Here is a 25,552-nt window from a genome sequence, read left to right on the forward strand (position 1 = left end):
TGAGGATAAATCGACATCAGAACATCAGACATAAAAGTCCATCCTTGGATCGAATAGCTCTCCCAGGAATGTGATAGATGCGGCTCATTTCCTACTCTGAGATCTTTGCCCTGTCAGGTGTTGACATTGTGCTACGCACCGCTAACGTGAACGGGAGATTCTAGTACTGTCACCATAAAGCCAGGAGAGCCCTTTGGGATCCCAAATATCTCACTAGAAGACCATATTAATTAACGAAATTTATCTATTCATCAAATCATCCTCTTGTTCGATCAAACTAGGCCTGACTGTTTTATGTCTAAGATTACAGATGATGTGGATGACTATTTTAGTTTGGCAATTGGCGCTTACAAGGTTCTTTATCGACCAAAATAGACACATCATCTATCTTGAGTTCTTAGCTTCCAATGCCGAGATTATCCCAGCAGGCAATCACAGCAAAACGATTGGTTATGGATCGATTCAGGATCCCTATGATGGATTGATGTGAATGGCCAGAGAATACCTTGATGCATGTGAATAGAGCACATATGATGAACAGGCGTGGCACGTTGTAGAACCTGTGCTTTCAGTCAGACTGATCGAAAACGGATCGATTATGTCCCAAGATTCTGAATATGTTGAGCAGTTTCATCCGAAAAGAGGTTCCAAATGGATACACGATGGCTGAAGACTGATGTGTTGGTTGTGGGGGGTGGCACTGCCGGGACGATGGCAGCTATCAAAGCGAAGCAAAGTCATCCTGATTGCGAGGTATTGATCCTCGAAAAGGCCAATATCCGCCGTAGTGGGGCCATCGCTATGGGTATGGATGGCGTGAATACGGCGGTCATTCCTGGCAATTCTACCCCTGAACAGTATGTCCGTGAGATCACTATTTCTAACGATGGGATTCTCAATCAAAAGGCCGTTTATCAGACCGGCAAACTCGGCTTTGAGGTGATTCAGGAACTAGAAAGCTGGGGTGTGAAATTCCAGAAGGATCATGAGGGCAACTATGACCTCAAACAGGTGCATCGAGTTGGTAAATATGTGTTGCCGATGCCGGAAGGGAAGGATTTGAAAAAGATTCTGGCCCGTCAGGTAAAACGGCATAAAGTGCAGGTGACTAATCGGGTCATGGCCACACGTGTGATCGTGCAGGAAGGGCGTGCCACCGGGGTGGTAGGTTTCGATGTGCGCAATGGCGACTTTGTGGTGATTCAAGCCAAGGCGGTGGTGTTGTGCACGGGGGCTTGCGGGCGGCTGGGTCTACCGGCGTCGGGATACCTCTATGGCACCTACGAGAACCCCACCAATGCCGGGGATGGCTACTCGATGGCCTACCATGCTGGAGCTGAACTGACCAACATCGAGTGCTTTCAGATCAACCCCCTGATCAAGGACTACAACGGCCCCGCCTGTGCCTATGTGGCCAGCCCCTTCGGGGCCTATACCGCTAATGCTGAGGGCTATCGCTTCATCAGCTGTGACTACTGGAGCGGCCAGATGATGCTGGAGGTTTACAAAGAACTCAACTCTGGCAAGGGGCCGATCCAGCTCAAGATGACCCATCTGGATGAGGACACCATCTCTGAGATTGAGCGAGTCTTGTGGTCGAATGAGCGGCCCAGTCGCGAGCGATTCCATGCCAATCGGGGAGAGAACTACCGCACCGATGGGGTGGAGATGAACATCTCTGAAATCGGCCTGTGTAGCGGCCACAGTGCCTCTGGGGTGTGGGTGGATGAATGGGCGCGCACAACCGTGCCCGGACTCTATGCCGCTGGAGATATGGCCAGCATCCCCCACAACTATATGATTGGGGCGTTTGTCTCTGGTCGCTTGGCTGGGGAGCACGGCATGGCCTACAGCCAAGACCTTGAGCATGTGGAACCGGATGCAGAGTTTCTGGAGGCCGAAAAGGCCCGTATCTATCAGCCCCTGCAACAGCCGGACGGGATCCCTCACACGCAGGTGGAGTATAAACTGCGGCGGCTGGTGAATGACTATCTGCAACCCCCCAAAGTCACCAACAAAATGGAAATTGGTCTGCGGCATTTTGTCCGTTATCACGATACTCTTGGCCAGATGGGAGCACGGGATCCCCATGAGTTGATGCGGTGTATGGAGGTGCATTTCATCCGCGACTGTGCCGAAATGGCAGCGCGGGCCTCTCTCTATCGCAAAGAAAGCCGGTGGGGTCTCTATCACTATCGGGTGGATTATCCCGAGAAAAACAACAGCGAATGGTTCTGCCACGTCAACCTGAAAAAGGATCCCAGTGGTGAGATGACCTTGTTTAAGCGGGCGGTGGAGCCTTACATTGTGGATGTGAATATCGAGAAAGAAATCTACGATGTGGCTGTTCGCTAGGACAAGTTAGCGCTCAGTCTTCTGTCTCTCACTGCTCATCCCTCAGTTTTTTTAGTCAAAAATGCCGCAAAACAATGCCGCAAAACAATAATGTCGCAAAAGGAGCTGCTGAACTATGGCCTTAACTACCCAACGTGTGGATGTGCCGGTCATCGTCGATGAGTCAAAATGTCTGGAAAAATGTGTGGCCTGTATTGAGGTGTGCCCCCTCGATGTGTTGGCGAAAAACCCCGAAACCGGCAAAGCATACATGAAATATGACGAGTGTTGGTTCTGTCTGCCTTGTGAGAAGGAATGCCCCACCAATGCCATCACTGTTCAGATCCCGTTTTTGCTGCGCTAGGAGGCCCCTGTCATGACCGATGCCAATCTGGATCTCGCCAATTTAGATCCCGAATTGCACCAGTGGGTGGAGATGTTGGGGGCCGAGGATGTCAACGACCGTCTGGTGGCGGTGAAAAACCTTCAGCATATCGGGAATGAAGAGGCTATTCCCTTCCTTATTCAAACTCTCAAAGACGACAGCCCTGCGGTGCAGCTGATTTCCATTACTGCCCTCTGGGAGATGGCTAACCCAATTGCTGTGAAGCCCTTGATGGCCTGCCTCGGATCTCCTCATGCGGATGTGCGGGAGGAGGCACTGTCGGCCCTGAAGGAGCTAGTGGCCCCTGATGATCTGCCGCAGTTGTTGGTGGAGTTAGAGCAGCTGAATCCCAAGAAACAGCTCAACATCCTGATTTTGCTGCGCAAGATCCATGATGTGCAGGCTTTACCCTACATCTTGCCCTTCTTTACCTCCGATCGGCCTGAGCTGCGGGAAGCGGCTGTCATCACCCTGCGCTACCTCAATCAGGTGGAGCGATGCCAGCCAGCCCTGGCCCTGATGGAGGATCCCGATGTAACGGTGGTACGGGCCGCCACCCTGACCTTAGGCCACCTACAAGACCCTGAGGTAATCCCCACCTTGCAGGATGCCTTGACCCGCCACCCCGATTGGCAGGTGCGGCGCAATGCGGCTCAGTCCCTGGCACTACACCAGGATCCCGGTGCCATCCCCACCCTGGGGCAAGCTCTGGGGGACGAGCACTGGCAGGTGCGCAAGTTTGCGGCTCAAGCCCTGCAAAAGGGAGCCAGTCAGGCGGTTTTGCCGCCTCTGGTGCGGGCATTGTCGGATGAATACTCCGACGTGCGCAAAGAAGCCGCCATTGCCCTCGGTCATCTCGGGGATCCCCAGGTGCTCAATGCCCTGCAACAGACCCTCGATGACCCGGATATCGAGGTGCGCATCCAGGTGGAGCGGGCCATCAAGCAGCTTCAGGCTGCCACCCAGGGGGCCTCCAATGTTTGATGGGCTGTTTGCGGAATCGCCTACACCAGCCCCACCAGCTCCGCCCGATCCAGTGGCGGAGGCACGGCAGGCTGAGGTGATCCAACGGCTGAAGCAGGTGGTGGAACCCACGCTGGGCAACACCATCGTCAGCCTGGGCATGGTGCGCAATCTACGCATTGTGGGGGATTACGTCTATCTGCGACTCTATGTGGGATCCCATCAGTTGGCCCTCCAAGATCAGGTGGAGCAGGCGTTGGCCCCTCTGCCATGGTGCAAAAAGACCTATGTGCAACTGTGTACGATTCCACAGGTGCGGATCACCCTGGCGGTGTCCAGTGGCAAAGGGGGCGTGGGCAAATCCACCAGCACCGTCAACCTAGCTGCCGCATTGACCCAGGCGGGGGCACGGGTAGGGATCCTGGACGCTGATATCTATGGCCCCAATATCCCTCAGATGCTGGGGATCCCGCCCTCGGCAGTGGAGGTGATCCAGACGGATGCGGGCCAGCGGTTTCGGCCCCTAATGGGATACGGGATCCAGGTGATGTCGGTGGGGCTCTTGGCGGATCCGGAGCATCCGTTGGCTTGGCGGGGCCCAGTGTTGCACAAGATTTTGACCCAGTTTTTGCATGAGGTGGCCTGGCAGGATCTGGACTTCTTGCTGATTGACCTGCCGCCGGGAACTGGGGATGCCCAGATCACCATCGTCCAAGAAAGCCCCATCTGTGGAGCCCTGATGGTGACCACTCCCCAGCAGGTGGCCCTCTCTGACGTGCGCCGCAGCATTCAGATGTTTCGCAAAGTCGGGGTGCCCACCCTCGGCCTAATCGAGAACATGAGCTATCTGCGCTGTGGCCATTGCGGCGAAACGACCCCCATCTTCGGGCAGGGAGGAGGGCGACAACTGGAGCAGGAGCTCAACATTCCCCTCCTGGGCCAGGTGCCTTTGGATCCCCGCATTTGCGCGGGGGGGGATGGGGGACAGCCGCTAACGCTAGGGGAGCCCCAGTCGGAGACTGCTCAGGTGTATGGGCAGGTGGCCGCAGGGTTGATCCAGACCTTTGCCCCGCGTGGGGCTATTGAACAGTTGAGGACAGCCGTATCCTAACCCTCTCTCTCCAGACTTGGGGGATGGCGGCCTTGATCTGTGGCATCGCTGGAGTGGTTCGAGGGTTCTCGGGCTTTGGCTCCGCCATGGTGCAAATGCCCGCCCTCACCCCACTCGTCGGCCCCTCGGTTGCCGCCGCCATCGCGGTAATGTTTGAGGTCATGGCCTCCATTCAGTCGGTGCCCGGTGCTTTTCGGCAGGCCAACTGGCGGGCCATCTTACCTATGGCAGCTGCCGCATTGATTGGGATCCCGGTGGGAACGGTCTTTCTGGTCAGTATCGATCCGGTGATCGTTCAGCGCACCATCGCCATCGCCATCCTGATCTCGGTGCTGATCATCGCCTCTGGTTTTCGCTACAGCGGCCAACCCAATCGAGCCACCTCGCTGGGCACCGGGCTGGTGAGTGGTTTTTTAACGGGCATCGGGGGCATTGGCGGGCCGCCGGTGGTGATCTATTTCTTCTCGGGATCCAACAAAGCCAGCATTAATCGGGCCAGTTTGATCGCCTACTTTGGCCTCACCCAAGCGGTGACGGTGGTCGCCTACTGGTTGCGAGATTTACTCAGTGTTGAGGTGCTGGGGCTGGGCTTGAGTTTGATCCCCGTTTTCTACCTGGGACTCCTGCTGGGCAGTTGGCTATTTGCTCGCGTCAATGAGCACCTGTTTCGCCGCCTCATCTTGGGATTTTTGGCGTTGGTCGCCGTCATGGGTCTGGTGATCTAAGTCACAAAATCCCTCCTACCTGTCGGAAATCCTGACCCAACGCTGTGTTGATTGGAGTGTCTTATGGAGTCGCCCCTGTGAAACGGTTGCCTCTGAACATAACCCGCCCCCCGATCCCCACCCAGCTTCCGTCTGCCCATTCCTCCCGCTGGCGGGCCTGGGCCATGCTCCTACCGGGTCTGCTGCTCACCAGTGGCTTGGCGGTTGGGGCAACGCTGATTCAGGCCACTTGGACCATCTCGCTGCTCAGCCCCTTGTTGCTGGCCATCCTCTTCGGGATCCTGTTGCGCAACACCGTCGGCCTGCCCCCAACCTTTTACCCTGGGGTGCGATTTTCCCTCAAGAAAATCCTCAAGCTGGCCATTATTCTGCTGGGTCTGCGCCTCAGCTTGGGGGATATCGCCACCCTGGGCCTAACTGGGTTTGTCATGATCTCAGCAACCTTAGTCAGTACCGTGGCCTTCACCCTCTGGCTGGGATCCCGGCTGGGCATCTCGCAAAAGTTAGTGCATCTGATCGCGGCGGGCACCTCAATTTGTGGAGCCTCGGCAGTGGTCACCGCCAACAGTGTGGTGGATAGCTCTGAGGAGGAGATGGCCTACGCCATTGGTTTGATCACCGCTCTGGGTACCGTCGCGATGTTGCTCTACCCATTGGTGCCGGAGCTGTTGCACCTGTCCTCGTTATCCTATGGCATCTGGTGTGGGGCCTCCATCCATGAGGTAGCCCAGGTGATCGCGGCATCCTTTCAACACGATCTGGTAAGCGGCGAGTTTGCCACCCTATCCAAACTAAGTCGGGTGCTGTATTTGGCCCCCTTAACGGTCGTGCTCAGCCTTTTGACCCAGCGGAACCAACCCACAGGCTCCTCTCTTTATATTCCGTGGTTTGTGGTCATCTTTTTGGGGGTGGTGGTCGTCAATAGCCTGGGACTGCTGCCCAGGGATCTGACAGATGGGATCCTGAGCATCAACAAGCTCTTGTTGGGTATCTCGCTGGCGGGAATGGGCCTAGAGACCGACCTCAAGAAAATTCGTACGCTGGGGATTCAGCCCCTCTACCTTGCCATAGCCTCATGGCTTTTTCTAGCTGTCTCAAGTCTGGTTCTGGTGAAACAGTTCTATTCCTAATCACTGCCATCATGAAGCTAATTTACAACGCAATTAACCAGCATCTTATAAGTCATCAATGATTTCTATGGATTCAGTTAATTTCCCTATTCCATCATAACAATATCGATCCGAGTTTGTATCTAGGCTTACAGTTGGCTGCTACTCCTTTCGATTTGATAAGTGTACCGATTTGGGACGACAAGACTATGAAGATAACCCGTCAATGGTTTCTCAAGGCTTCCACTAGTTTGCTGATTTTTTCAACACTTTTGCTCGGTAAAGAAGCTTCTAGTCAGCAGCGAATTCGTATCTCGATTGCCACTCAAGATCAAGTAATCAACACCTCCACCGGCGGTTCTGTGATCCGAGAAATGGGACTGTTGGAGAAGCATCTGCCCACCACTGGTGACTACGAGGGCGTCACCTACGACATCGAGTGGTCAAGCTATACTTCTGGCCCCCCCATCACCAACCAAATGTTGGCTGGAAACGTTGACATCGGCATGATGGGGGATTTCCCTGCCGTCATCAACATGACCACGTTTCGGCGGGAATCGGACGTCGAGACCATCTTTATTGCCACCCTGGCCTACAGTGCCACGGGAGCCGGTAATGCGGTCATGGTACCGGCAGATAGCTCCGCCACTTCTCTGGCTGATCTAAGGGGAGCCGAGGTATCCGTGCCCTTTGGCTCTGCGGCCCACGGAATGCTGCTCAAGGCTTTTCAGGATATCGGCATCGATCCGGAAACCGAGGTCACCCTGATCAGTCAGGCGCCGGAGGTAGGGGGCACCAGCTTGCGTACCAACCAAATTGATGCCCACGCTAACTTCGTGCCGTTCGGGGAGCTGTTCCCCTTCCGGGGGTTTGCCCGCAAGATTTTTGATGGGGCCCAGACCAATGTGCCCACTCTACATGGGGTACTGGTGCGCTCTGATTTTGCTGAAAAACACCCCGAGATCGTGGTGGCTTACCTCAAGGCCCTATTGGAGGCCAATCAACTATTCCAAGTGAATCCAGAACTGGTGTCAGCCGATATCGAGAAGTGGTCCAGTATCGAGAAAGAGGTAGTCTACATGTTCCTTGGTCCCTCCGGATTGCAGACTATTGATCCCACCATTCGCGAGATTCACCTGCAAAGCCTCGAAAATAGCATCACTGTGCTTCGGGCGCTAGGCCGAGTGGATGAGAATATTGATCCGTCTTCGGTGCGGGACTGGGTGGATGACAGCTTTTTGCGGATGGCAATGGAGGAGATGAGCCTCGACTACGACGAGGTAGTGGCGACTAGCGAAAACTATGTCCTCGCAGGCGAGGATGACTTGACCGGCGAGCCGATTGAGGATCCCTCGATGGCAGCGCAACTGTGGGTAGGAGGTGAGGAGCTAACCCGCAATTTTGCCTCCATCAAGAACATGCTGGCTAAGCTTCAGGAATTGCGCGCCGATGGCCAGGCGGCGCGGGTGATCTTTGTGCACGATCGCAACAACGGCTGGAAACTATTTGCAGAAAATTCTTTCTTTGTGCAGAATGGCGAAGAAATCTCTGCTTTCTTACTGGAAGAAGATGCTCGGGCTTTTGCCAATGAAGTGGGATCTTCTGTGATGGGCTTTCGTGCCTTACAACAGTCTCAACAGGCAATGGCTTTGCCTCAATAGATACGAATTCCTGTTTGTTCTTGACCTGTTTTGGAGTATCTGATGACAATGCCACAGTCCAAGTCTCCCCTGCTCCAATGGTATAAAGGGGTTGCCTATCGCATCGACTATTTGACTAAGCAAAAGCAATCCTTGTATCTTCATCCTCCAAACAAGTTTCTGCCTCTATGGGAGAATAGGAAATTTCGACGTGTGCTGTCATTAATTCTTTTTTTTGGGATTTGGCAGATTCTGTCCACAATTAATTTCAACTTCTTCGTTAATTTTCGCTTTGTTCCCTCTCCTGTACAGGTTTTTCAAGCTACTATCCACTTTCTATCTCGAAATCCCTGGCTGCATTTTAAGGCCAGTATTAGTCGGGTATTGATTGGTTATTTTGTTGCCGTTGGACTGGGATGTGGTTTAGGGATCCTGATTGGCTGGTTCCAGAAGATAGAAGATTTGATTTTCATTCCATTGGAGATTCTCCGTCCTATTCCAGCCGTATCTTGGATCCCGTTGGCAATTTTAATGTTTCCCAATGCAGAAACAGGCATGATTTACATCACGTTTGTGGGAGCTTTTTTCCCGATTTTGATCAGCACAATTCGCGGTGTGGAGGGTACAGACCCGCTGCTTTTACGCGTCGGTCAATCCTTGGGAGCCAAGCAGCATCACATCTTCACCGATATCGTGATTCCAGGGGCGCTGCCCAGCATTGCCAGCGGCCTAGTGATCGGCATGGGAAACTCTTGGTTTTGTCTGGTCACAGCTGAGATCTTGGCAGGTCGCTATGGGGTAGGCTATGTCACCTGGGAATCCTATGTCACCTCTCACTACCCACCGATTGTAATGGGAATGTTGATGATTGGCTTTATGGGAGCCTTCAGCGCGTGGGGGGTAGATCAACTGACTCGATTGCTAATGCCCTGGAGAGTTCAACGGGTAAAATAGAATGTAAGAATGCACCTTTTTGATTCTGATTGGATATTGCCTCAATTTGAGTGAAGACTGGAAATTCTGTTGAGATCAATCAATATGACTAACTTACTCGCCACACATACCTCTACAATCAAAAAAGGATATGTGGAGGTTGAAAACCTGAGCATGACATTTTCCCGTCGGGGAGAAGCTATTCGTGTTTTTGATTCTATTAATTTCAATCTGGATCCGGGAGAATTCGTCTGTTTATTAGGGCCATCTGGTTGTGGAAAGTCAACTGTGCTGAATGTGATTGCCGGTTTTATTAAGCCTACTAGTGGCTACGTTTTTATCAATAAACGTCATGTGGATACACCTGGATCGGATCGGGGATTTGTTTTTCAGCAATATTCGCTTCTGCCTTGGAAAACCACCTTCCAAAATGTCGAATTTGGTCTAAAAATTAGAGGTATACCCAAAAAAGAGCGGACAGATTTAGTTAATGACTTTTTGGAGCGAGTTGGTCTCTACAGATACCGGAATGCTTTCCCTCATCAGTTATCAGGGGGAATGCAGCAGCGGGCCAGCATCGTCCGTGCCCTAGTGAATTCTCCCTCGGTTCTGCTCATGGATGAGCCATTTGCTGCCCTTGATGCCCAAACTCGTCACATGATGCAGGAGTTGTTGTTGGATGTTTGGCAGGAACTTCGACCTACCATCATTTTTGTTACCCATGATATTGATGAAGCAGTATTTTTGAGTGACCGGATTCTTGTGATGGGGACTAACCCAGGATGCATCAAAGCTGAGGTTTCGGTTGCGTTGCCTCGACCCCGGCATATTGATATCAAGCTAACTGAAGATTTTTTGTCTCTAAATCGTCAGGTCTTTGACTTGATCCGAGAAGAAACACTTAAGAATATGATCAACCTTTAGTCATCCAATAGAGCTCTTGAATTGTGAATAGATCAACATTGAAAGTCCGATTCTTTCGTATTCATTCTCAACAGGATCTGGCCAGGATCTGGATTTTTCAAGACACCCTTATCTATGGCAATTTTGATTTAGAATGGGACACTGCGTTCATGACCAAATCCTTACACAGGGCAGGCTAGAAGAGTTGTGCCAGCACCCGAAGTGTCTGATCCTACATTGGGAATGATTATACCCATCAGTTCACCCACACTTGCGGAGTAAAACTGCCGTGTAGACCATAAGGGATATGATGCCGCAACGGGATCCGTGCAATCGGCCCAGCAGCAAGGTCTTGCGCTTCCAGAACCACCACCTGAGAGCACTGGCTGGCCGCATCAAAAATCACCGTGACGATCCACCCCTCCTCTTCCCCCTGGCTAGCGGGATAGGGGATAAACACCGGCTCCCCGACAAACCCACGCGGAGCAAAGCTGTACTGCTGGGTACGGCCCGTTTCGGTATCCAACTTCAGAATGGCCTGTAAAGGAGCATTGGGGCCGGGGGCATGGGTGGCACCGATGTAGATGTAGCGATGGGATCCCCCCATTTGGGCCGGATGAATGGCCGGAAACTCCACCGACCGATCCAGTAGCAGTTCTTGCTTCGCGCTGCCTGCCTTGGGATCCAGATAAAACCGCCACAGCTTACCCGCCGGAACCTGGGTGAAATCGATGTGCAAATAATCGGCATTGGGCTCCAGGGCAGGGTATTCCTCGTAGAGAATGGCATCGACGATCACTTGCTCCCCGACTTCGTAGCCGTTGACGAAGTGAAAGACAAACCCCGGTTCTGTTTCCAGTTGAATGGGATGAAGGGGATCCCTGCTGTTGGGAAACAACCAGATGCGAGTCGGCTCCCCCCGCTTTAGAGTCAGACAAGTGCCTGCCGATTGCCAGCCCAACACAAACGGCAGGGGGTTAAAAACCACCGGATTTTGGAAAAAGATGCGGTACTGAGGTGTCCAAACAAAGTCATGCAGAAAGGCAAAACCTGGAATTTGGAAATCCCGTTTTTCGGTTAATCGCCCCTGGGAATCGAGACGGTAAAACAACAGCGTCGAATTCAGGGCCGCCCGCACCCCAAACGCAATCAGATCGCCCGTTTTCGGATCCCGGCGGGGATGAGCCGTAAAGGGTTGATGGGGGGAGATCCCGCCTGCAAACGTTTCAATGCCCTCTGTGGTCAAATCGGCAGGGTTCAGTCGATAGGGAGCACTCGCCTCCCAAAGGGCCAGCAGTTTATCCCCTTGGTAGATTACGTTGGTGTTGGCGGGGTTCTTAAATTTCAAATCCAGGAAATTGGTCCACCAGCCCCCCGGCTTTTGCGTTCCAAACACCCCCCGATAAAGTACCCGCCCCGCCTTCTCTTCCGCCTCAAACTCACGGGTGCGGACAAACCGATTGCGAAAATGGGCTTTCCCCTCGACAAATGTTATGGCGCAAATCATGCCATCGCCATCAAATGGATGGCCATAACGCTGGGATCCCGCCTCCAACTTGCCCGGCCCATTGCGAAACAGAGTACCCCGCAAGCCCGCCGGAATTCGCCCCTCGATCTCCGGGATCCAATACTCCTGTTCTGTGGTCAGAGAGCGGTAGCCCAGCTGCCAATCGGCAGTGCTGTAGGTAGGCGTGGCAGTAACCATGGGTGGATCTCAACAGCAAGCAACGCCTCCCATTGTCGCTTAAACTTTTGTAAAGGAGCCAGTTCCTGCGGGCCGAAATGGTTGTTCGACCCCATCCAGGGGTTGGTGAAGGATTCTTATCTGCCAGCATTGGGATGGGAGGGATCCGTCTTGGACTCTGCTCTAGACCCTCTAACCCATCTCTGACAACAATTGCCCCAACTGGACTATGGTAGGGAATGCCCTCAGGATCCCTTGACAGGATAAACAGCACCCATGTTTGATGCCCTCTCCGAGAAATTGGAATTGGCCTGGAAAAAGCTGCGTGGCCAGGACAAAATCACCGAAACCAACATTCAAGAAGCCCTCCGGGAAGTGCGGCGGGCCTTGTTGGATGCGGATGTAAACCTGCAGGTGGTGAAGCGGTTTATCGAAGAGGTACGGGAGGCCGCCCTCGGATCCGAAGTGATCATGGGGGTCAACCCGGATCAGCAGTTCATCAAGATTGTTCACGACGAATTGGTGAAGGTGATGGGGGACGCCAACGTGCCCATCGCCCAGGCTTCTACCCCACCGACCATCATCCTTATGGCCGGTTTGCAGGGATCCGGGAAAACCACCACTTGTGCCAAGCTGGCCTTATACTTGCGCAAACAGGGCAAAAAACCGCTCATGGTAGCCGGAGATATTTACCGGCCAGCGGCTATTGACCAACTGAAAACCCTCGGGCAACAAATTCAGATTCCCGTCTTCGATCTGGGCAAAACCGATCCCGTTGAGATCGCCCGCCAAGGGGTAGAGGCAGCCCGCCAGCAGGGATGTGACTACGTGATTCTGGATACCGCCGGTCGGCTGCAAATTGACCTGGAGATGATGGCGGAACTGGAGCGGGTCAAGGCCACCGTGCAACCCCACGAAATTTTGCTGGTGGTGGACGCCATGATCGGGCAGGAGGCGGCCAATCTCACCCAAGCTTTCCATGAACGGCTGGGCATTACCGGAGCCATTCTCACCAAGTTGGATGGGGACACTCGCGGCGGGGCGGCCCTCTCGATTCGGCAGGTGTCTGGACAACCGATTAAGTTCATCGGGGTAGGGGAAAAAGTGGAGGCCCTGGATCCCTTCTACCCGGATCGCATGGCTTCGCGCATTTTGGGCATGGGGGATATCCTCAGCCTGGTGGAAAAAGCCCAAGAAGAAATTGACCTGGGGGATGCCGCCAGCATGGCGGAAAAGATGATGACCGCCCAGTTTGATTTCACCGATTTCCTCAAACAAATGCGCATGATTAAACGCATGGGATCCCTGGGGGGCCTGTTGAGACTGATGCCGGGGATGGGCAAAATCAGCGATGACCAGCTGCAAAAAGGGCAAGACCAACTGGCCCGTGCCGAAGCGATGATCAACTCCATGACCCCAGAAGAGCGCAAGAACCCTGACCTCTTGGCCCGTAGTGTCAGCCGCAAACGCCGCGTGGCCAATGGCTCTGGCCATAAGTTGGAGGATGTCAGCCGTTTGGTCAGTGACTTTCAACGCATGCGCGACATGATGCGTAACATGGGCATGGGCGGTGGGTTTCCTGGCATGGGGGGCTTGGGGGGTGGCGGTGGACGTAGTCCTCTTCCCAGTGGCGGCCCCAGCTGGCGCGGACGCTCCGCCGCTCCGCCTCGCCAACAACCCAGTCGTAAACCGGGTAAAGGTGGCGGTAAAAAGGGTGGCGGCAACCGAGGCTTTGGGGGCAAGTGAGGGAAGAACGAAAGGGCTGTAGCCCACGCTTCCATAAACCTCATCCAAAGTGAGCGCAACCAATCTACGCTTGCCAGAAGCAAACCTTGGGATCCGGAGCGCGCCCGTTAGTGACTGGATGCAGACCGATCCATGGTGCGGTAGGTAAGGCTAGCAGCCACTTCTAGGGCTTTGGCAGCATCCCGAAAATAAAATCCTAGCTCCTCATCTTTTTCAGTGCGATTGGGTTTGTTGAACTTGGCCTTGGACTGCACATTGCAATACATGGCTAACCCGACCAGGATCTCCGAGAGGCCATGCTGGTTGATCAACTGTTCCACATCGGTGAGCAGACTTTTGATCAGAGCATCGGCTACGGGTTCTGGCAGGCTGTCCAGATTCATCGGGTTTCCTCATGACAACAGATACAGCAGATATAGGCGTGTCGATCCCCACTTAGGGATCCCCTCTTGATTTGATTCTCCTGCATCTTTGCGGTGTTCACCCTGTTTTGTGCCTGTTGGTTGCCTAGGTCTTCTGCCAATGCCGCAGCCAACCGAGTGGCCCCGGATAGCGAATGGAGCGCTCACAGGCCAACTGTTCCAGGTGACGGGCGTGGTCTGGGGATCCCGGGTGGCGCAACCGATTCAAATGGATCAAATAAGCATAGCGGCGCATGCGTTCCCGCAATTGGACAGGGGATGCGGCAAAACACTGGGGGCAGAGCGGGCCGAGATCCAGCTGGGCATCGCTAAACAGATGAGGAACCCGTCTCTTTCCTGGAAAGCGTTGCCCGCAGGTGGCACAGTGGCAGGGTGCTGTGGGGGTAGCAAGCCGTCGCCAGCGGATGTTCATCTTAAGCCTCCGAGAGACCCCTGCCTTTAAGTATGGGATGGGCACACAATAACCTATACCACTCACAGAACAGGTGCTATCTGTCAAATAATGTGAGCATGGAAAAAGCTTACAGCTACCGCTTTTACCCCACCAGCGAGCAAGAAACACTGACTGCATTGAGTACAGGTGAAAAGGTGAAAGTCCCAGACACCAGTGCTTTAGAGGGTGTCATTGTTGACCACTATTGGCAACTGGGTGAGCAGTCTGAGAAGCAAAGAGTGAGATATCCTAAAACAAACCAACTGTTCGGCCACCCTTCATTGGTCTGTAGCCTATGCCAGCCTCTTCCACCATGCTCCTCTTTCCCATGTCTTCCGAGTGTGTGCAGCGGCAAGGTGTTCTAGAGGGTACTCAGGGATCCCTGGAGCCCAATCTCAAGCGGGGTCGTCTGCTGGTACTCACAGGGCCCAGTGGTGTGGGGAAAGGCACGGTTGTGAGACAGTTACGCCAACGCCATCCTGAGCTGTATTTTTCCGTTTCCGTTACCACTCGCTCCCCCCGCCCCAGCGAACAGGAAGGGGTCAACTATTTTTTCCGCAGCCGCGAAGAATTTTTCCGCTTAATTGAAGCGGGCGAATTGCTGGAATGGGCGCAGTACGCAGGCAATTTCTACGGAACCCCCCGCGATGCGGTTCTGGACAAGCTCAGCCAGGGGCAGGATGTCTTGCTGGAAATTGAATTGGCTGGGGCCCGTCAAGTGAGCCAGCATTGCCCAGAAGCAATCCGTATCTTTTTGTCGCCTCCTTCATTGCAAGAGCTGGAACGGCGTATCCGCGAACGGGGGCAGGACTCCGAGGCCAGCATTGAGCGACGTTTGCAACAGGCCCAACAAGAATTGGATGCCCAAGATGAATTTGACTATGTGATCGTCAACGATGATCTAGAGCAAGCTCTGCTTCAGTTAGAAACCTTGCTCTATCCGAAATGGCCAGAGCCAGAAGTTCCAGCAACCTGAGGTAGGAAAACTGCGCAAGAAGCGTGGGGTTGATTCATTTTCCTCAACCTATGAGATACTGGTAAAGCTGTGCTTTTCGGCATGGCCTTGTGTTTCTATCTGGCCAATTAGGGGATAGTATGGCTCACACACTATCTGGCCAATTAGGGGATAGGTCTCTGGCTCTGATCGGGATCCACTGCATCCTAGAGCTCTACGACTGCCCGGCCAATCTTTTAGATGATGTCTCTCTCGTGCAACAGGCATTGCGGGAGGCAGCGAGACGCTCCAACTCCACCTTTTTAGGGGAGCTGTGTCACCGATTTAAGCCCCAGGGGATTACGGCCCTTGCGCTGTTGGGGGAATCTCACATTTCCATTCACACCTGGCCCGAAGCGGGCTATGCGGCGGTGGACGTGTTCACCTGTGGCCGTCATACCCAGCCGGAGGTGGCTTGTGAGTATCTGATCACGGTGTTTCAAGCTCGTGGACATTCTCTGCGCAAGGTGCCTCGCCGCCCCATGGGGATCACCGACCCCGTAGACTCCCTCACCCCAAACTGGGAAGCTGCCCCTCAACGAGGACGCTAGGGTTAGGGTATGTATACGCCTGGGATCCCCCTTTGGATACAGGAATACTCCACCCCCTGGGATGGTAGCGTTCGCGGTATCACCCGCATCCTTGCCTACCGGCGAACCCCCTTCCAAGAGATGCTGATCGTGGAAACGGGTGCCTATGGCAAGGGGTTGGTGTTGGATGGGCGCTGGCAATCCACCACTGCAGATGAGTTTCTCTATCACGAGGCTCTGGTGCATCCAGCCCTGTTGCAAGTGGTTCAGGGGGGTGGGATCCCGAAGCGCATCCTGGTGTTGGGTGGCGCCGAAGGGGCAACGGTGCGCGAGGTGTTGCGCTGGCGCTCGGTTGAGCAGGTGGTGATGGTGGATATCGACGGGGAAGTGGTGGAAGCCTGTCGGGAACATTTGCCGGAAATGCATCAGGGGGCGCTAGAAGATGCACGGGTACAGGTGGTGATTGCTGATGCTTTGGAGTTTCTCCACCACACCGGCCCGATTTGGGATGTCATCCTTTCGGATTTGTCGGATCCGATTGAGTCTGGCCCGGCCTACCGCCTGTTTACCCAAGAGTTTTTCCGGCAAATCCGCTCCAAGTTGCAACCGGATGGGGCCTTCGTGGTGCAAGCGGGGCCAGTGGGGCCGGTGGAATTTCGACAACACACCCGCATCATTCATACCCTGCAGACCGTGTTCGCCGCTGTGCAGTCCTATGCCATCTATACCCCCACCTATGGTGGGCCACTGGGGTTTGCCCTCTGTGCCCATCAGCCCATTCCCTCTAGACCCGACCCAGACTCCATTGACCTCGTCCTGAGGCAACAGTTGGATCCCAGTCGAGGGGCACTGCGATTCATCGACGGCACTACCCTGTTGGGGCTTTACCAAGTGCCTGCCCATCTGCGGCGAGCGATTGCCGAAGAAACCACGGTTTATACCCTAGACAACCCTCCCCACATCGAATAGGCCAAATTCCTCGATTCCTTGCCGTAAAAACGGGATCCCGCAGGAGTTTGTCTTTGATCCCATAACTTGATAGATTCATGAACAATCGAATTTTGCTCGACTGATGAAAGTCCTGATTATTGGTGGCGATGGATACTGTGGCTGGGCAACGGCTCTGCATTTATCCAGCAAGGGATACGAGGTTGCCATTCTCGATTCTTACGTTCGCCGCCTCTGGGATCTGCAATTGGGGGTTTCCACTCTGACGCCGATTGCCCAACTGGAGCAACGGGTGGATCGCTGGAAAGGGCTGAGTGGCAAAGATATCCCCGTCTTTGTCTGTGACATCACCCAATACGAGGCTCTCATTTCCAGCCTGCGCCGGTTCCCACCGGATGCCATCGTTCACTTTGGCGAGCAACGATCCGCCCCCTACTCGATGATCAGCCGTGATCATGCGGTGATGACCCAGGTGAACAATGTAGTCGGCACCCTAAACATTCTCTACGCCCTCAAAGAAGAGTTTCCTGACTGCCATCTCGTCAAGCTGGGCACAATGGGAGAATACGGCACCCCCAATATCGACATCGAAGAGGGGTATATCACCATTGAGCACAATGGCCGCAAAGACACCCTTCCCTATCCGAAGCAGCCGGGATCCATGTACCACCTCTCCAAGGTGCACGACAGCCACAATATCCACTTTGCCTGTCGCGTTTGGGGGCTACGCGCCACTGATTTGAACCAAGGGGTGGTGTATGGGGTGCTCACGGATGAAACTGGCATGGATGAGGTGCTGATCAACCGTCTGGATTATGATGGCGTGTTTGGCACCGCTTTGAACCGCTTCTGTATTCAAGCGGCCGTCGGGCATCCCCTGACGGTGTATGGCAAAGGTGGCCAAACCCGCGGCTTCCTGGACATCCGCGATACAGTGCGCTGCGTAGAATTGGCCATTGCTCACCCCGCCGAGCCAGGGCAGTTCCGGGTGCTGAACCAATTTACGGAGCAATTTAGTGTCGAGCAGCTGGCGCTGTTGGTGCAGAAAGCAGCAGCCGCAATGGGCCTCAAGGTGGAGGTGAACTACCTAGAGAACCCCCGCGTTGAGCTGGAGGAGCATTACTTCAACGCCAAGAACACCAAACTGCTGGATCTGGGTCTGCAACCCCACTACCTGTCGGATTCCCTACTGGATTCCCTGCTCAACTTTGCCCTCAAGTATAAGGATCGTGTGGATGTGAAGCAGATCCTACCTCGGGTGAAGTGGAAAGGCTAAGGTTCTCCACCGAGACATACCCGGGCCAGACTGAGCCAGCCCTGGGCCAAATTGTTCAGGTCATAGCCTCCCTCAAGGCCAAAAAGAGTTTTGCGGGTAACCTCCTTTAGGCAGAGCTGAGCCATACGGCCAAAATCTTCGGGTTCTAGCAGCATGCCCGCCAAGGGATCCCCTTTGGCACAGTCAAACCCAGCGCTGATCAGCAGCAGATCCGGCTGGAACTTCTGTAAAAACGGCAGGATGGTGTTGTGAAGAGCACTGTTGTAGACCGACCAATCTGAACCAGCAGGCAAAGGCACATTACAAATGTTGCCGTACCTTCCGGTTTCGCTGGCGGATCCCGTGCCGGGATAGAGGGGAAACTGGTGGATGGAAGCGTAGGCCAACTGGGGATAGCGCTCCACCACTGCTTGGGTGCCATTGCCGTGATGTACATCCCAATCGAAAATGGCGACCCGCTCGATGCCTGGTTGTTCGAGAGCCCACAGTGCTGCAATGGCGGCGTTGCTAAACAGGCAAAACCCCATCGCCTGCTCCGGTTCGGCGTGATGTCCCGGTGGACGACAGAGCACAAACGCCGGTTGAGAGGTTTGCAAAACCTGTTCCGACCCGGCAATCCACGCCCCTACCGCCAAGCGAGCCGCCTCAAAACTGCCGCAGGAAACAAAAGTATCGGCCTCAATCCGCCCCCCGCCCGCTGCTGCTAGCTCCATGACCGATTGAATGTGCTGAGGAGAATGAACCCGCTCAATTTCCCCGAGGGCAGCAGCAGGGGGATCCCGCCATTCCAATTGGTCGGCAAAAGGGGCGCTGCGCAGCGTTTTCACAATCGACTGCAGGCGCGCTGGCCGTTCAGGGTGAAAAGCTCCTGTGTCATGCTTGAGAAAGACATCCGAATAGTAAATAGGCAGCATAGCAACCTGAACAAGCTGAAGCGATGCTTCTGCAGTGTAGCCTTCCTGCCCTGGCAATGCTGCCCTAGCCTCAGCAGCTTAGCCGTAGAAAGCTTCCGACATGGATCCCGCGTAGGGGTCAACCCCAAAGGAGGCTTGCTGTAGCTTTTGATTGACCACATCCCGCACGACTGAGCGTAACAATTCCTGCTCAGAAGGGTTGAGCTGATCGCGGCTGGGGCACTCATCGGCAGCCAACCACATATAAATAGCAGGGATCCGGTTCAATATCTGCTGCATCATGGCTTCCCGCTCCATAGCATCATGGAACACCTGCTGATGGGGATGCTCCGAGCAAAGATAATTTTCCAGCTCTCCCAGCGCCAGGTACTCAACGATATTGACCAACATCTTTTCCATGATGAATCTCCCAAAATTAAAGAGGCGTTCCAAAACTAAGACGCCCTGAACACATCTTTACCTGAGTCGAGCTACTGTTTACATCTGGCTTTGGGCTCGAAGTAAAAGAACCGACCCAAGGTAGTCTCAATCCTCACACAATAGAAAACCCATAGAAAAACCAAAATGTTACCATAGGAATCCTTAAACACATCAAACAGATAGCTCTTGACTCCTGGCTTAATCTATCCTCCTATAACCTCATTGATCATATTGAGATCATATTGATCATATAGAACCAACAAGCCTGAAACCTCACCATTGATACTCAGTATCAACACAGGATTATCGGCGTTTTGAGGAAGATATCTCAAGCCACTTAATGAAGAGTATAGAAACTCGGCCCGAGAAGAAAATGAGATTCACCCATCCCCTTCTCATCTGCTACGCTAACACGCAATTGCGTAGGACTTTGTGAGATTGTTGCGGGCTGTACATATTTCTTGATTAAGCAAAATCTTAACCAGGCAGAGCCAGGCAATATCATTTTGCGAACAAGCAAAGACGTGTAGAGGAATACTTTTTGTCTCAGTAAAAGTCACGAAGGTTTAGCCCGCAATGGGCAGATTCACTCGGTGGGCTTGAGCCCAAAAAGACTCTAGATCATAATAATCCCTTTCTTCTTGCATCAGCACATGCACGATTAGATCCGCATAATCGATCAGCACCCAAGAGCCTGATTCTTGTCCCTCAATGCGGCGGGGGGTTTGTTGCCAATTTTCCCAGACTTGTTCTTCGATCGCTCGGGCAATAGCTCGGACTTGCGTAAGGGAATAGCCACTGACCAGAAGAAAGTAGTCTGCCAACGTTGAAACTTGGGATACTTCCAACAAAACAATATCACCACCTTTTTTTTCTTCTGCGGCACGGGCTGCGCTCAACGCCATACGATAGGTGGGATCCGCAACGGGGTCAGGCATGAGATGTAGCAACTAAAAACCTCCTAAAACAACTGGGCTTGCAGATGGGTTGGCATGGGGCCGGGACATCGGCATCTCTAAGGGATGTAACAGAAAATGATTGCGAGTCATGAGGGTGCGTGGATGGATCACCTGACTCCGGTTTAGCAAAAATTTAAGGCTAAGGTCACATACTCCTACCACCGTTTTGGCCAAATCGGTGCAGGCCAGTTGCCGCAACTGCTCCAATTCCGGGCTGTGGCCCCGATTCGGCTCTAGGGCATCGGCAACAAAAATCACACAACTTAACGCATCCATACCCGGCTGCCCCAACGTGTGGTTGGCAATGGCCGCCAAGATCTCGGGATCCCGTACCTGAAAGTAATCCCGCGCCACTAGGGATCCCGCTTCCGCATGGAGAATATGGGGTTCAGCCCGCTCGACTTCGTCCAGTTCCCGTTCTTGAGCCACCATCTCCAACAGCTTTTCAGGGGGAAAATACTTAGCCAAATCGTGCATTAACCCTGCCCAAGCGGCCTTTTGCCCGTCCAAGCCGTGACAAGCGGCCAGCTCCTGTGCCATCGCCTCTACCCCGAGAATATGACGGATGCGAGGGGCCGGTACTTGCTGCTCCAACCAGGCCAGCACCGCTTCTCGTCGCAGAGGGGATCCAGTTGTACTCCTCATGTCGCACTACTCATTCTGCAGCTTTAACACCGCCATAAATGCCTCTTGAGGCACATCCACCGTACCCACCGACTTCATGCGTTTTTTCCCTTCTTTTTGTTTCTCCAACAGCTTCCGTTTACGGGTGACATCACCCCCATAACACTTGGCCAAAACATTTTTGCGTAAGGCGGGAATGGTTTCGCGGGCAATCACTTTGGAGCCAATAGCCGCTTGAATTGGTACTTCAAACTGATGACGCGGGATCAACTCCCGCAACTTCGCCACCAACGAACGGCCCACATAAAAGGCTTTGTCGCGGTGAACAATGGTGGACAGCGAATCGACTGGATCCCCGTTGATCAAGATATCTAGGCGCACCAAATCATCGGGACGATAACCAATTATTTGATAATCCATGCTGGCATAGCCGCGGGTGCGGGATTTCATCTGATCAAAAAAGTCCGTGACCACCTCTGCTAAGGGCAATTCGTACACGAGCGTCGTGCGACCCTGCGCCAGGTATTTCATATCCTTAAAGGTGCCCCGCTTGGTCTCACACAGTTCCATCACTGTACCGACAAATTCCTCCGGCAAAATCACCTCAACTTTGACGATCGGCTCCTCGATACTGGTGCGCTCGTTGGGAGAGGGCAACTCACTCGGGTTATCCACCCGAATGACGGATCCATCATTCAGGGTGACTCGGTACACCACCGTCGGGGCTGTGATCACCAAATCCAGGTTGTATTCCCGCTCTAGCCGCTCCTGCACCACCTCCATGTGCAGCAGGCCCAAAAAGCCGCAGCGGAACCCAAAGCCCATGGCACTAGAGACTTCTGGTTCAAAATGCAGGGCTGCATCGTTGAGCTTCAGCTTTTCCAGGGCTTCTTTCAGTTCCGCGTATTGATCAGAACTGCTAGGGAACAGGCCACAAAACACCATCGGTTTGGCTTCTTTGTAGCCCGGTAGGGGCTCTGGGGCCTTGCGATTAACCAGGGTGATGGTATCGCCAACGCGGGCATGTTCCACACTCTTAATGGCGGCGGCGATGTAACCCACCTCCCCCGCATGGAGAGCATCAATCGGCTCTTGTGTGGGACGCATCACCCCCACTTCGGCAATCTCATATTCCCGCCCGGAAGCCATAAAGTAGATTTTGTCGCCGGTTTTCACTTCCCCATCCATAACCCGCACATACACGATCACGCCGCGGTAGGGGTCGTAATAGCTATCAAAAATCAAGGCTCGCAAGGGATCCGCCACGGTATCGCGGGGGGGAGGTACCCGCTGTACGATTGCCTCCAAAATCTCTTGAATGCCAATGCCAACTTTGGCGGAAGCGAGGATCGCCCCGCTGCAGTCCAGACCAATCACCTGTTCAATTTCTTCGATCACCCGATCCGGCTCAGCCCCCGGCAGGTCGATTTTGTTGATCACCGGGATGATTTCCAAGTTATTTTCCAAGGCTAAGTAGACATTGGCTAAGGTTTGCGCCTCCACCCCCTGGGAGGCATCCACCACCAACAAGGCCCCCTCACAGGCCGCCAGCGAACGGGACACTTCGTAGGTGAAATCCACATGACCAGGAGTGTCAATCAGGTTCAGGACATACTCCTGACCATCCTGAGCACGGTAGTTCATGCGGGCCGCTTGCAACTTAATGGTGATGCCCCGCTCCCGCTCCAGCTCCATGTTGTCCAACAGTTGGGGCTTCATTTCCCGAGCAGCCACTGTGCCTGTATCTTGCAGGAGTCGATCTGCCAGGGTGGATTTACCGTGGTCAATGTGGGCGATGATCGAGAAGTTGCGAATGCGGGAGACAGGAACGTCGGTCATAAAAACCTGAGAAGGGCAAAGATTTTTTACAATCGTAACCCCTCTAGACTCCTACGGCTCGATTCTAGATCAAGGCTCTAAGGCAGAGGATCCCTGTCCCCTGTTTCTACGCCTACTTGATGCCTACTTGTCCAACTTCTCGATGTAAGGGCGAATCTCATTCAGGTCGATATAGCGGTCGGTGGCGTTGCGCAGCTCACGGGCGATCATCCCTTCAGTGGAGACCACAGTGATCAGGGTATTCTTAGAGCGCAACAACTCAACAGCCCGCTCGAAGTCGCCATCGCCGCTGAACAAAACAATTTTGTTGTATTGCTCGACCGTATTAAACATATCGATGACGATTTCGATATCCAGATTTGCCTTTTGGGAATAACGTCCAGAATCATCATCTCGATATTCTTTGAGGAACTTGGTACGAACGGTAAAGCCTAAACTAATCAGGGCATCTCGAAAGGCTCTTTGGTCATGGGGATCCTTGATTCCGGTGTACCAAAATGCATTGATCAGTTCGACATTAGGCTGGGATTTAGCAAAGTAATCTAACACTCGGCGCGGGTCAAAAAACCAGCCATTCTTTTGTTGGGCATAAAACATATTGTTGCCATCAATAAAGATGGAGACCCGGGTGACGGGATGGTGAAACATAAAGATTTTCCAGGAAATAGTGAGGTGAACTTGTCAGAAAAAGAAAACGAGTACGAGAATACCGACTTCCCGAAAGGACAATGGTTTCGGTCGGCCAGAACTCTATTAAGCTAATCTCTTATCATAACCAATAGAGGGATCCCTTAATCAACAAGCTAGCTAATCACGGGGGCACCACCGTAGACTAAAGCGGGCTCCGCTTGCCGCAAAGCATAGCTGGCTCCTGGGTGCCCTGCCTGACTGACGTAGAACTCTGCTAGTTGTCGGGCTAGGGTGCGAATGCGCCCAATGTAGAGGGTTCGTTCTGCCACGGCAATAACGCCACGGGCATCGAGCAGGTTGAAGCAATGGGAGCACTTGAGCACATAATCGTAAGCGGGTAGCAGCAAAGAAACTGCCAACCGATCGGGCAAAATTTGCTCCTGAAACTTTTGATGTGTGACCTCAATCAATCGCTTGGCTTCTGCCTCATAGCGACGAAATAGTTCAAACAGCATTTCTGGATCGGAATATTGAAAATTGTAGTGGGACTGCTCCACCTCGTTTTGAAAATAAATTTGTCCGTAGGTGATACGCCCCAGGGAAGGATGCTCATTCCAACAGAGGTCATAAACAGAATCCACCCCTTGCAGGTACATCGCTAGCCGTTCTAACCCATAGGTGATTTCCACAGAAACAGGCCGACAATCCTGCCCACCCACCTGCTGAAAATAGGTGAATTGGGTCACTTCCATGCCATCCAACCAGACCTCCCATCCTACTCCCCAAGCCCCCAGGGTGGGAGATTCCCAATCATCTTCCACAAAACGAATGTCGTGTTCAGCCGGGTCAACCCCCAAAGCACGCAGGCTATTCAAGTACAGATCTTGAATATCATCGGGGGAGGGCTTAATCAGTACTTGATATTGAAAATAATGCTGTAGGCGATTCGGGTTTTGCCCATAACGCCCGTCTGTGGGTCGACGACAGGGTTCCACGTAAGCGACTCGCCAGGGATCCGGCCCCAAGGCGCGCAAGAAGGTATGGGGACTCATGGTGCCTGCCCCTTTTTCGGTGTCGTAAGGTTGCAGGATGAGGCAACCTTGTTCCCCCCAAAACTGTTGCAATCGAAAGATAAGACCTTGGAAATGATGGGTTGACATGGCAAGTAAGGGAGGATGCAGACACAAGGCAGTTCCCATCCTATCAAGGCCCTTCCCCCCTCAGTCGATCAGTTCCTCTTGATCTTGGGGATCCTGGTAGGCCCACTCAATCGGTGGCATTTGGTCGAAGGCTTGTTTGAGGGAACTTTCCCACAGTTTGCGCATTTTGGCCAGGTAGGGATCCCCAGTGCGCAGGCGCAGGCGATGGCTTACTTTCAGATGATCAGCTTGTACCATCACCAGATCGATCGGGGGGCCAACGGAAATGTTGGATTTCATGGTGGAGTCGATGGAGAGGAGGGCGCATTTGGCAGCGTCCTCCAGGGAGGTTTCGTAGGAGAGGGTACGATCCAGGATCGGTTTGCCATATTTGGTTTCCCCCACCTGCAAAAAGGGGGTTTCGGGGGTGGCCTGAATGCAGTTGCCCTGGTTGTAAATCAGGTAGAGGGATGGATTTTCGCCGCGTACCTGTCCCCCCAGCAGCAGGCTGCATTGGGCATCGATGCCATCTTTTTCCAGCCAGGGGCGGTCTTGCTCTTGAATGAGGCGAATTTTGGATCCCAGGTAGCGGGCAATGTCGTAGAGGTTGGGGAGGGTATGCAGGTTGAGGGTTTCCTGTTGGCGCAGATCCCGCTGAATCTCGGTGAGAACGCTCTGGGTAATGGAGAGGTTGCCGGAGGTGCAGATCAAGATCACCCGCTCTTCTGGTAAGGAGAAATCGAACAATTTTTGGTAGGTGGAGACGTAATCAACCCCTGCATTGGTGCGGGAATCTGCGGCCATCACCAACCCAGAGCGCGTGATGATGCCAAGGCAGTAGGTCATGGAAGTACCCGGCTCGGCCCTTTGATTGTAAGGATTGTAGAGGAC

Annotated in this window: 27 protein-coding genes; 16 read left to right on the plus strand and 11 right to left on the minus strand. The window is 53.5% G+C overall.

Going from position 1 to position 25,552, the window contains the following annotated elements; genetic code table 11:
* Window positions 1–310: 310 nt before the first annotated feature.
* The 10 genes from JX360_RS00370 (at window position 311) to JX360_RS00415 (ending at window position 10,124) form a co-directional block, all read left to right on the plus strand.
* Window positions 311–490 (plus strand): hypothetical protein, encoded by a 180-nt coding sequence (locus tag JX360_RS00370; protein WP_244348373.1) that lies wholly within the window; start codon window positions 311–313, stop codon window positions 488–490.
* A gap of 161 nt (window positions 491–651) precedes the next feature.
* Window positions 652–2,355 carry a fumarate reductase/succinate dehydrogenase flavoprotein subunit gene (locus JX360_RS00375; protein WP_244348374.1) on the plus strand — a complete coding sequence of 568 codons (1,704 nt, stop codon included), beginning with the start codon at window positions 652–654 and terminating at the stop codon, window positions 2,353–2,355.
* Between the two features lie 115 nt (window positions 2,356–2,470).
* Window positions 2,471–2,698 carry a 4Fe-4S dicluster domain-containing protein gene (locus JX360_RS00380; RefSeq protein ID WP_036011745.1) on the plus strand — a complete coding sequence of 76 codons (228 nt, stop codon included), beginning with the start codon at window positions 2,471–2,473 and terminating at the stop codon, window positions 2,696–2,698.
* A 12-nt stretch (window positions 2,699–2,710) separates the two neighbouring features.
* Window positions 2,711–3,703, plus strand: coding sequence for a HEAT repeat domain-containing protein (locus JX360_RS00385; RefSeq protein WP_244348375.1), 993 nt, complete (start codon window positions 2,711–2,713; stop codon window positions 3,701–3,703).
* Complete coding sequence (locus tag JX360_RS00390; RefSeq protein ID WP_244348376.1) at window positions 3,696–4,793, plus strand: Mrp/NBP35 family ATP-binding protein; 1,098 nt, start codon at window positions 3,696–3,698, stop codon at window positions 4,791–4,793. The genes JX360_RS00385 and JX360_RS00390 overlap by 8 nt, the downstream gene beginning before the upstream one ends.
* A 23-nt stretch (window positions 4,794–4,816) precedes the next feature.
* Window positions 4,817–5,518, plus strand: a complete 702-nt coding sequence (locus JX360_RS00395; RefSeq protein ID WP_244348377.1) for a sulfite exporter TauE/SafE family protein — start codon at window positions 4,817–4,819, stop codon at window positions 5,516–5,518.
* Between the two features lie 77 nt (window positions 5,519–5,595).
* The gene (locus tag JX360_RS00400; protein WP_244348378.1) at window positions 5,596–6,648 is read left to right on the plus strand and encodes a YeiH family protein; all 1,053 of its coding nucleotides are present in this window, start codon (window positions 5,596–5,598) and stop codon (window positions 6,646–6,648) included.
* A 188-nt stretch (window positions 6,649–6,836) separates the two neighbouring features.
* On the plus strand, window positions 6,837–8,288 hold the full coding sequence (locus JX360_RS00405) for an ABC transporter substrate-binding protein (RefSeq protein WP_244348379.1): 1,452 nt from the start codon (window positions 6,837–6,839) through the stop codon (window positions 8,286–8,288).
* 132 nt (window positions 8,289–8,420) lie between these two features.
* Window positions 8,421–9,221, plus strand: coding sequence for an ABC transporter permease (locus JX360_RS00410; RefSeq protein WP_425244328.1), 801 nt, complete (start codon window positions 8,421–8,423; stop codon window positions 9,219–9,221).
* 84 nt (window positions 9,222–9,305) lie between these two features.
* Complete coding sequence (locus JX360_RS00415) at window positions 9,306–10,124, plus strand: ABC transporter ATP-binding protein (RefSeq protein WP_244348381.1); 819 nt, start codon at window positions 9,306–9,308, stop codon at window positions 10,122–10,124.
* Window positions 10,125–10,359: 235 nt separating this feature from the next.
* Here the strand turns inward: JX360_RS00415 and JX360_RS00420 are convergent, their stop codons facing one another.
* Window positions 10,360–11,808, minus strand: coding sequence for a carotenoid oxygenase family protein (locus JX360_RS00420; RefSeq protein ID WP_244348382.1), 1,449 nt, complete (start codon window positions 11,806–11,808; stop codon window positions 10,360–10,362).
* Window positions 11,809–12,063: 255 nt separating this feature from the next.
* Between JX360_RS00420 and ffh the strand changes: the two genes are divergently transcribed.
* Complete coding sequence (gene ffh / locus JX360_RS00425) at window positions 12,064–13,533, plus strand: signal recognition particle protein (RefSeq protein WP_244348383.1); 1,470 nt, start codon at window positions 12,064–12,066, stop codon at window positions 13,531–13,533.
* Between the two features lie 107 nt (window positions 13,534–13,640).
* On the opposite strand, the gene JX360_RS00430 is transcribed toward ffh, so the two are convergent.
* A complete protein-coding gene (locus JX360_RS00430; protein WP_244348384.1) occupies window positions 13,641–13,916 on the minus strand; it encodes a hypothetical protein in 276 nt (91 codons plus the stop codon).
* 124 nt (window positions 13,917–14,040) lie between these two features.
* The gene (locus JX360_RS00435; RefSeq protein ID WP_244348385.1) at window positions 14,041–14,367 is read right to left on the minus strand and encodes a hypothetical protein; all 327 of its coding nucleotides are present in this window, start codon (window positions 14,365–14,367) and stop codon (window positions 14,041–14,043) included.
* 98 nt (window positions 14,368–14,465) lie between these two features.
* Between JX360_RS00435 and JX360_RS17790 the strand changes: the two genes are divergently transcribed.
* From JX360_RS17790 to JX360_RS00455, 5 genes are all read left to right on the plus strand, one after another.
* Window positions 14,466–14,753, plus strand: a complete 288-nt coding sequence (locus JX360_RS17790) for a helix-turn-helix domain-containing protein (RefSeq protein WP_425244325.1) — start codon at window positions 14,466–14,468, stop codon at window positions 14,751–14,753.
* The gene (gmk, locus tag JX360_RS00440) at window positions 14,684–15,364 is read left to right on the plus strand and encodes a guanylate kinase (RefSeq protein ID WP_244348386.1); all 681 of its coding nucleotides are present in this window, start codon (window positions 14,684–14,686) and stop codon (window positions 15,362–15,364) included. Before JX360_RS17790 ends, gmk begins: the two co-directional genes overlap by 70 nt.
* Window positions 15,365–15,483: 119 nt before the next feature.
* A complete protein-coding gene (gene speD, locus JX360_RS00445) occupies window positions 15,484–15,933 on the plus strand; it encodes an adenosylmethionine decarboxylase (protein ID WP_244348387.1) in 450 nt (149 codons plus the stop codon).
* 9 nt (window positions 15,934–15,942) lie between these two features.
* Complete coding sequence (locus JX360_RS00450; RefSeq protein WP_244348388.1) at window positions 15,943–16,881, plus strand: fused MFS/spermidine synthase; 939 nt, start codon at window positions 15,943–15,945, stop codon at window positions 16,879–16,881.
* A gap of 103 nt (window positions 16,882–16,984) precedes the next feature.
* A complete protein-coding gene (locus JX360_RS00455; RefSeq protein WP_244348389.1) occupies window positions 16,985–18,136 on the plus strand; it encodes an NAD-dependent epimerase/dehydratase family protein in 1,152 nt (383 codons plus the stop codon).
* Here the strand turns inward: JX360_RS00455 and JX360_RS00460 are convergent.
* The 8 genes from JX360_RS00460 to JX360_RS00495 all read right to left on the minus strand — a co-directional run bounded on the left by JX360_RS00460 (window position 18,133) and on the right by JX360_RS00495 (window position 25,507).
* Window positions 18,133–19,050 (minus strand): histone deacetylase family protein, encoded by a 918-nt coding sequence (locus JX360_RS00460; protein WP_244348390.1) that lies wholly within the window; start codon window positions 19,048–19,050, stop codon window positions 18,133–18,135. The genes JX360_RS00455 and JX360_RS00460 overlap by 4 nt on opposite strands.
* A 78-nt stretch (window positions 19,051–19,128) precedes the next feature.
* Window positions 19,129–19,449, minus strand: a complete 321-nt coding sequence (locus JX360_RS00465; protein ID WP_244348391.1) for a hypothetical protein — start codon at window positions 19,447–19,449, stop codon at window positions 19,129–19,131.
* A gap of 587 nt (window positions 19,450–20,036) precedes the next feature.
* Window positions 20,037–20,408 (minus strand): ribosome silencing factor, encoded by a 372-nt coding sequence (rsfS, locus tag JX360_RS00470; RefSeq protein ID WP_244348392.1) that lies wholly within the window; start codon window positions 20,406–20,408, stop codon window positions 20,037–20,039.
* A 12-nt stretch (window positions 20,409–20,420) separates the two neighbouring features.
* A complete protein-coding gene (gene yqeK, locus JX360_RS00475) occupies window positions 20,421–21,074 on the minus strand; it encodes a bis(5'-nucleosyl)-tetraphosphatase (symmetrical) YqeK (RefSeq protein ID WP_244348393.1) in 654 nt (217 codons plus the stop codon).
* A gap of 6 nt (window positions 21,075–21,080) precedes the next feature.
* Window positions 21,081–22,892: a translation elongation factor 4 gene (gene lepA / locus JX360_RS00480; RefSeq protein WP_244348394.1), complete on the minus strand. Its 1,812-nt coding sequence runs from the start codon at window positions 22,890–22,892 to the stop codon at window positions 21,081–21,083.
* 123 nt (window positions 22,893–23,015) lie between these two features.
* Window positions 23,016–23,540 (minus strand): low amplitude/bright protein LabA, encoded by a 525-nt coding sequence (locus JX360_RS00485; protein ID WP_244348395.1) that lies wholly within the window; start codon window positions 23,538–23,540, stop codon window positions 23,016–23,018.
* Window positions 23,541–23,695: 155 nt separating this feature from the next.
* The gene (gene glyQ, locus JX360_RS00490; protein ID WP_244348396.1) at window positions 23,696–24,682 is read right to left on the minus strand and encodes a glycine--tRNA ligase subunit alpha; all 987 of its coding nucleotides are present in this window, start codon (window positions 24,680–24,682) and stop codon (window positions 23,696–23,698) included.
* 60 nt (window positions 24,683–24,742) lie between these two features.
* On the minus strand, window positions 24,743–25,507 hold the full coding sequence (locus JX360_RS00495) for a proteasome-type protease (RefSeq protein ID WP_244348397.1): 765 nt from the start codon (window positions 25,505–25,507) through the stop codon (window positions 24,743–24,745).
* Window positions 25,508–25,552 lie beyond the last annotated feature (45 nt).

It is taken from the genome of Thermostichus vulcanus str. 'Rupite', from assembly GCF_022848905.1.
Taxonomy (GTDB): domain Bacteria; phylum Cyanobacteriota; class Cyanobacteriia; order Thermostichales; family Thermostichaceae; genus Thermostichus; species Thermostichus vulcanus_A.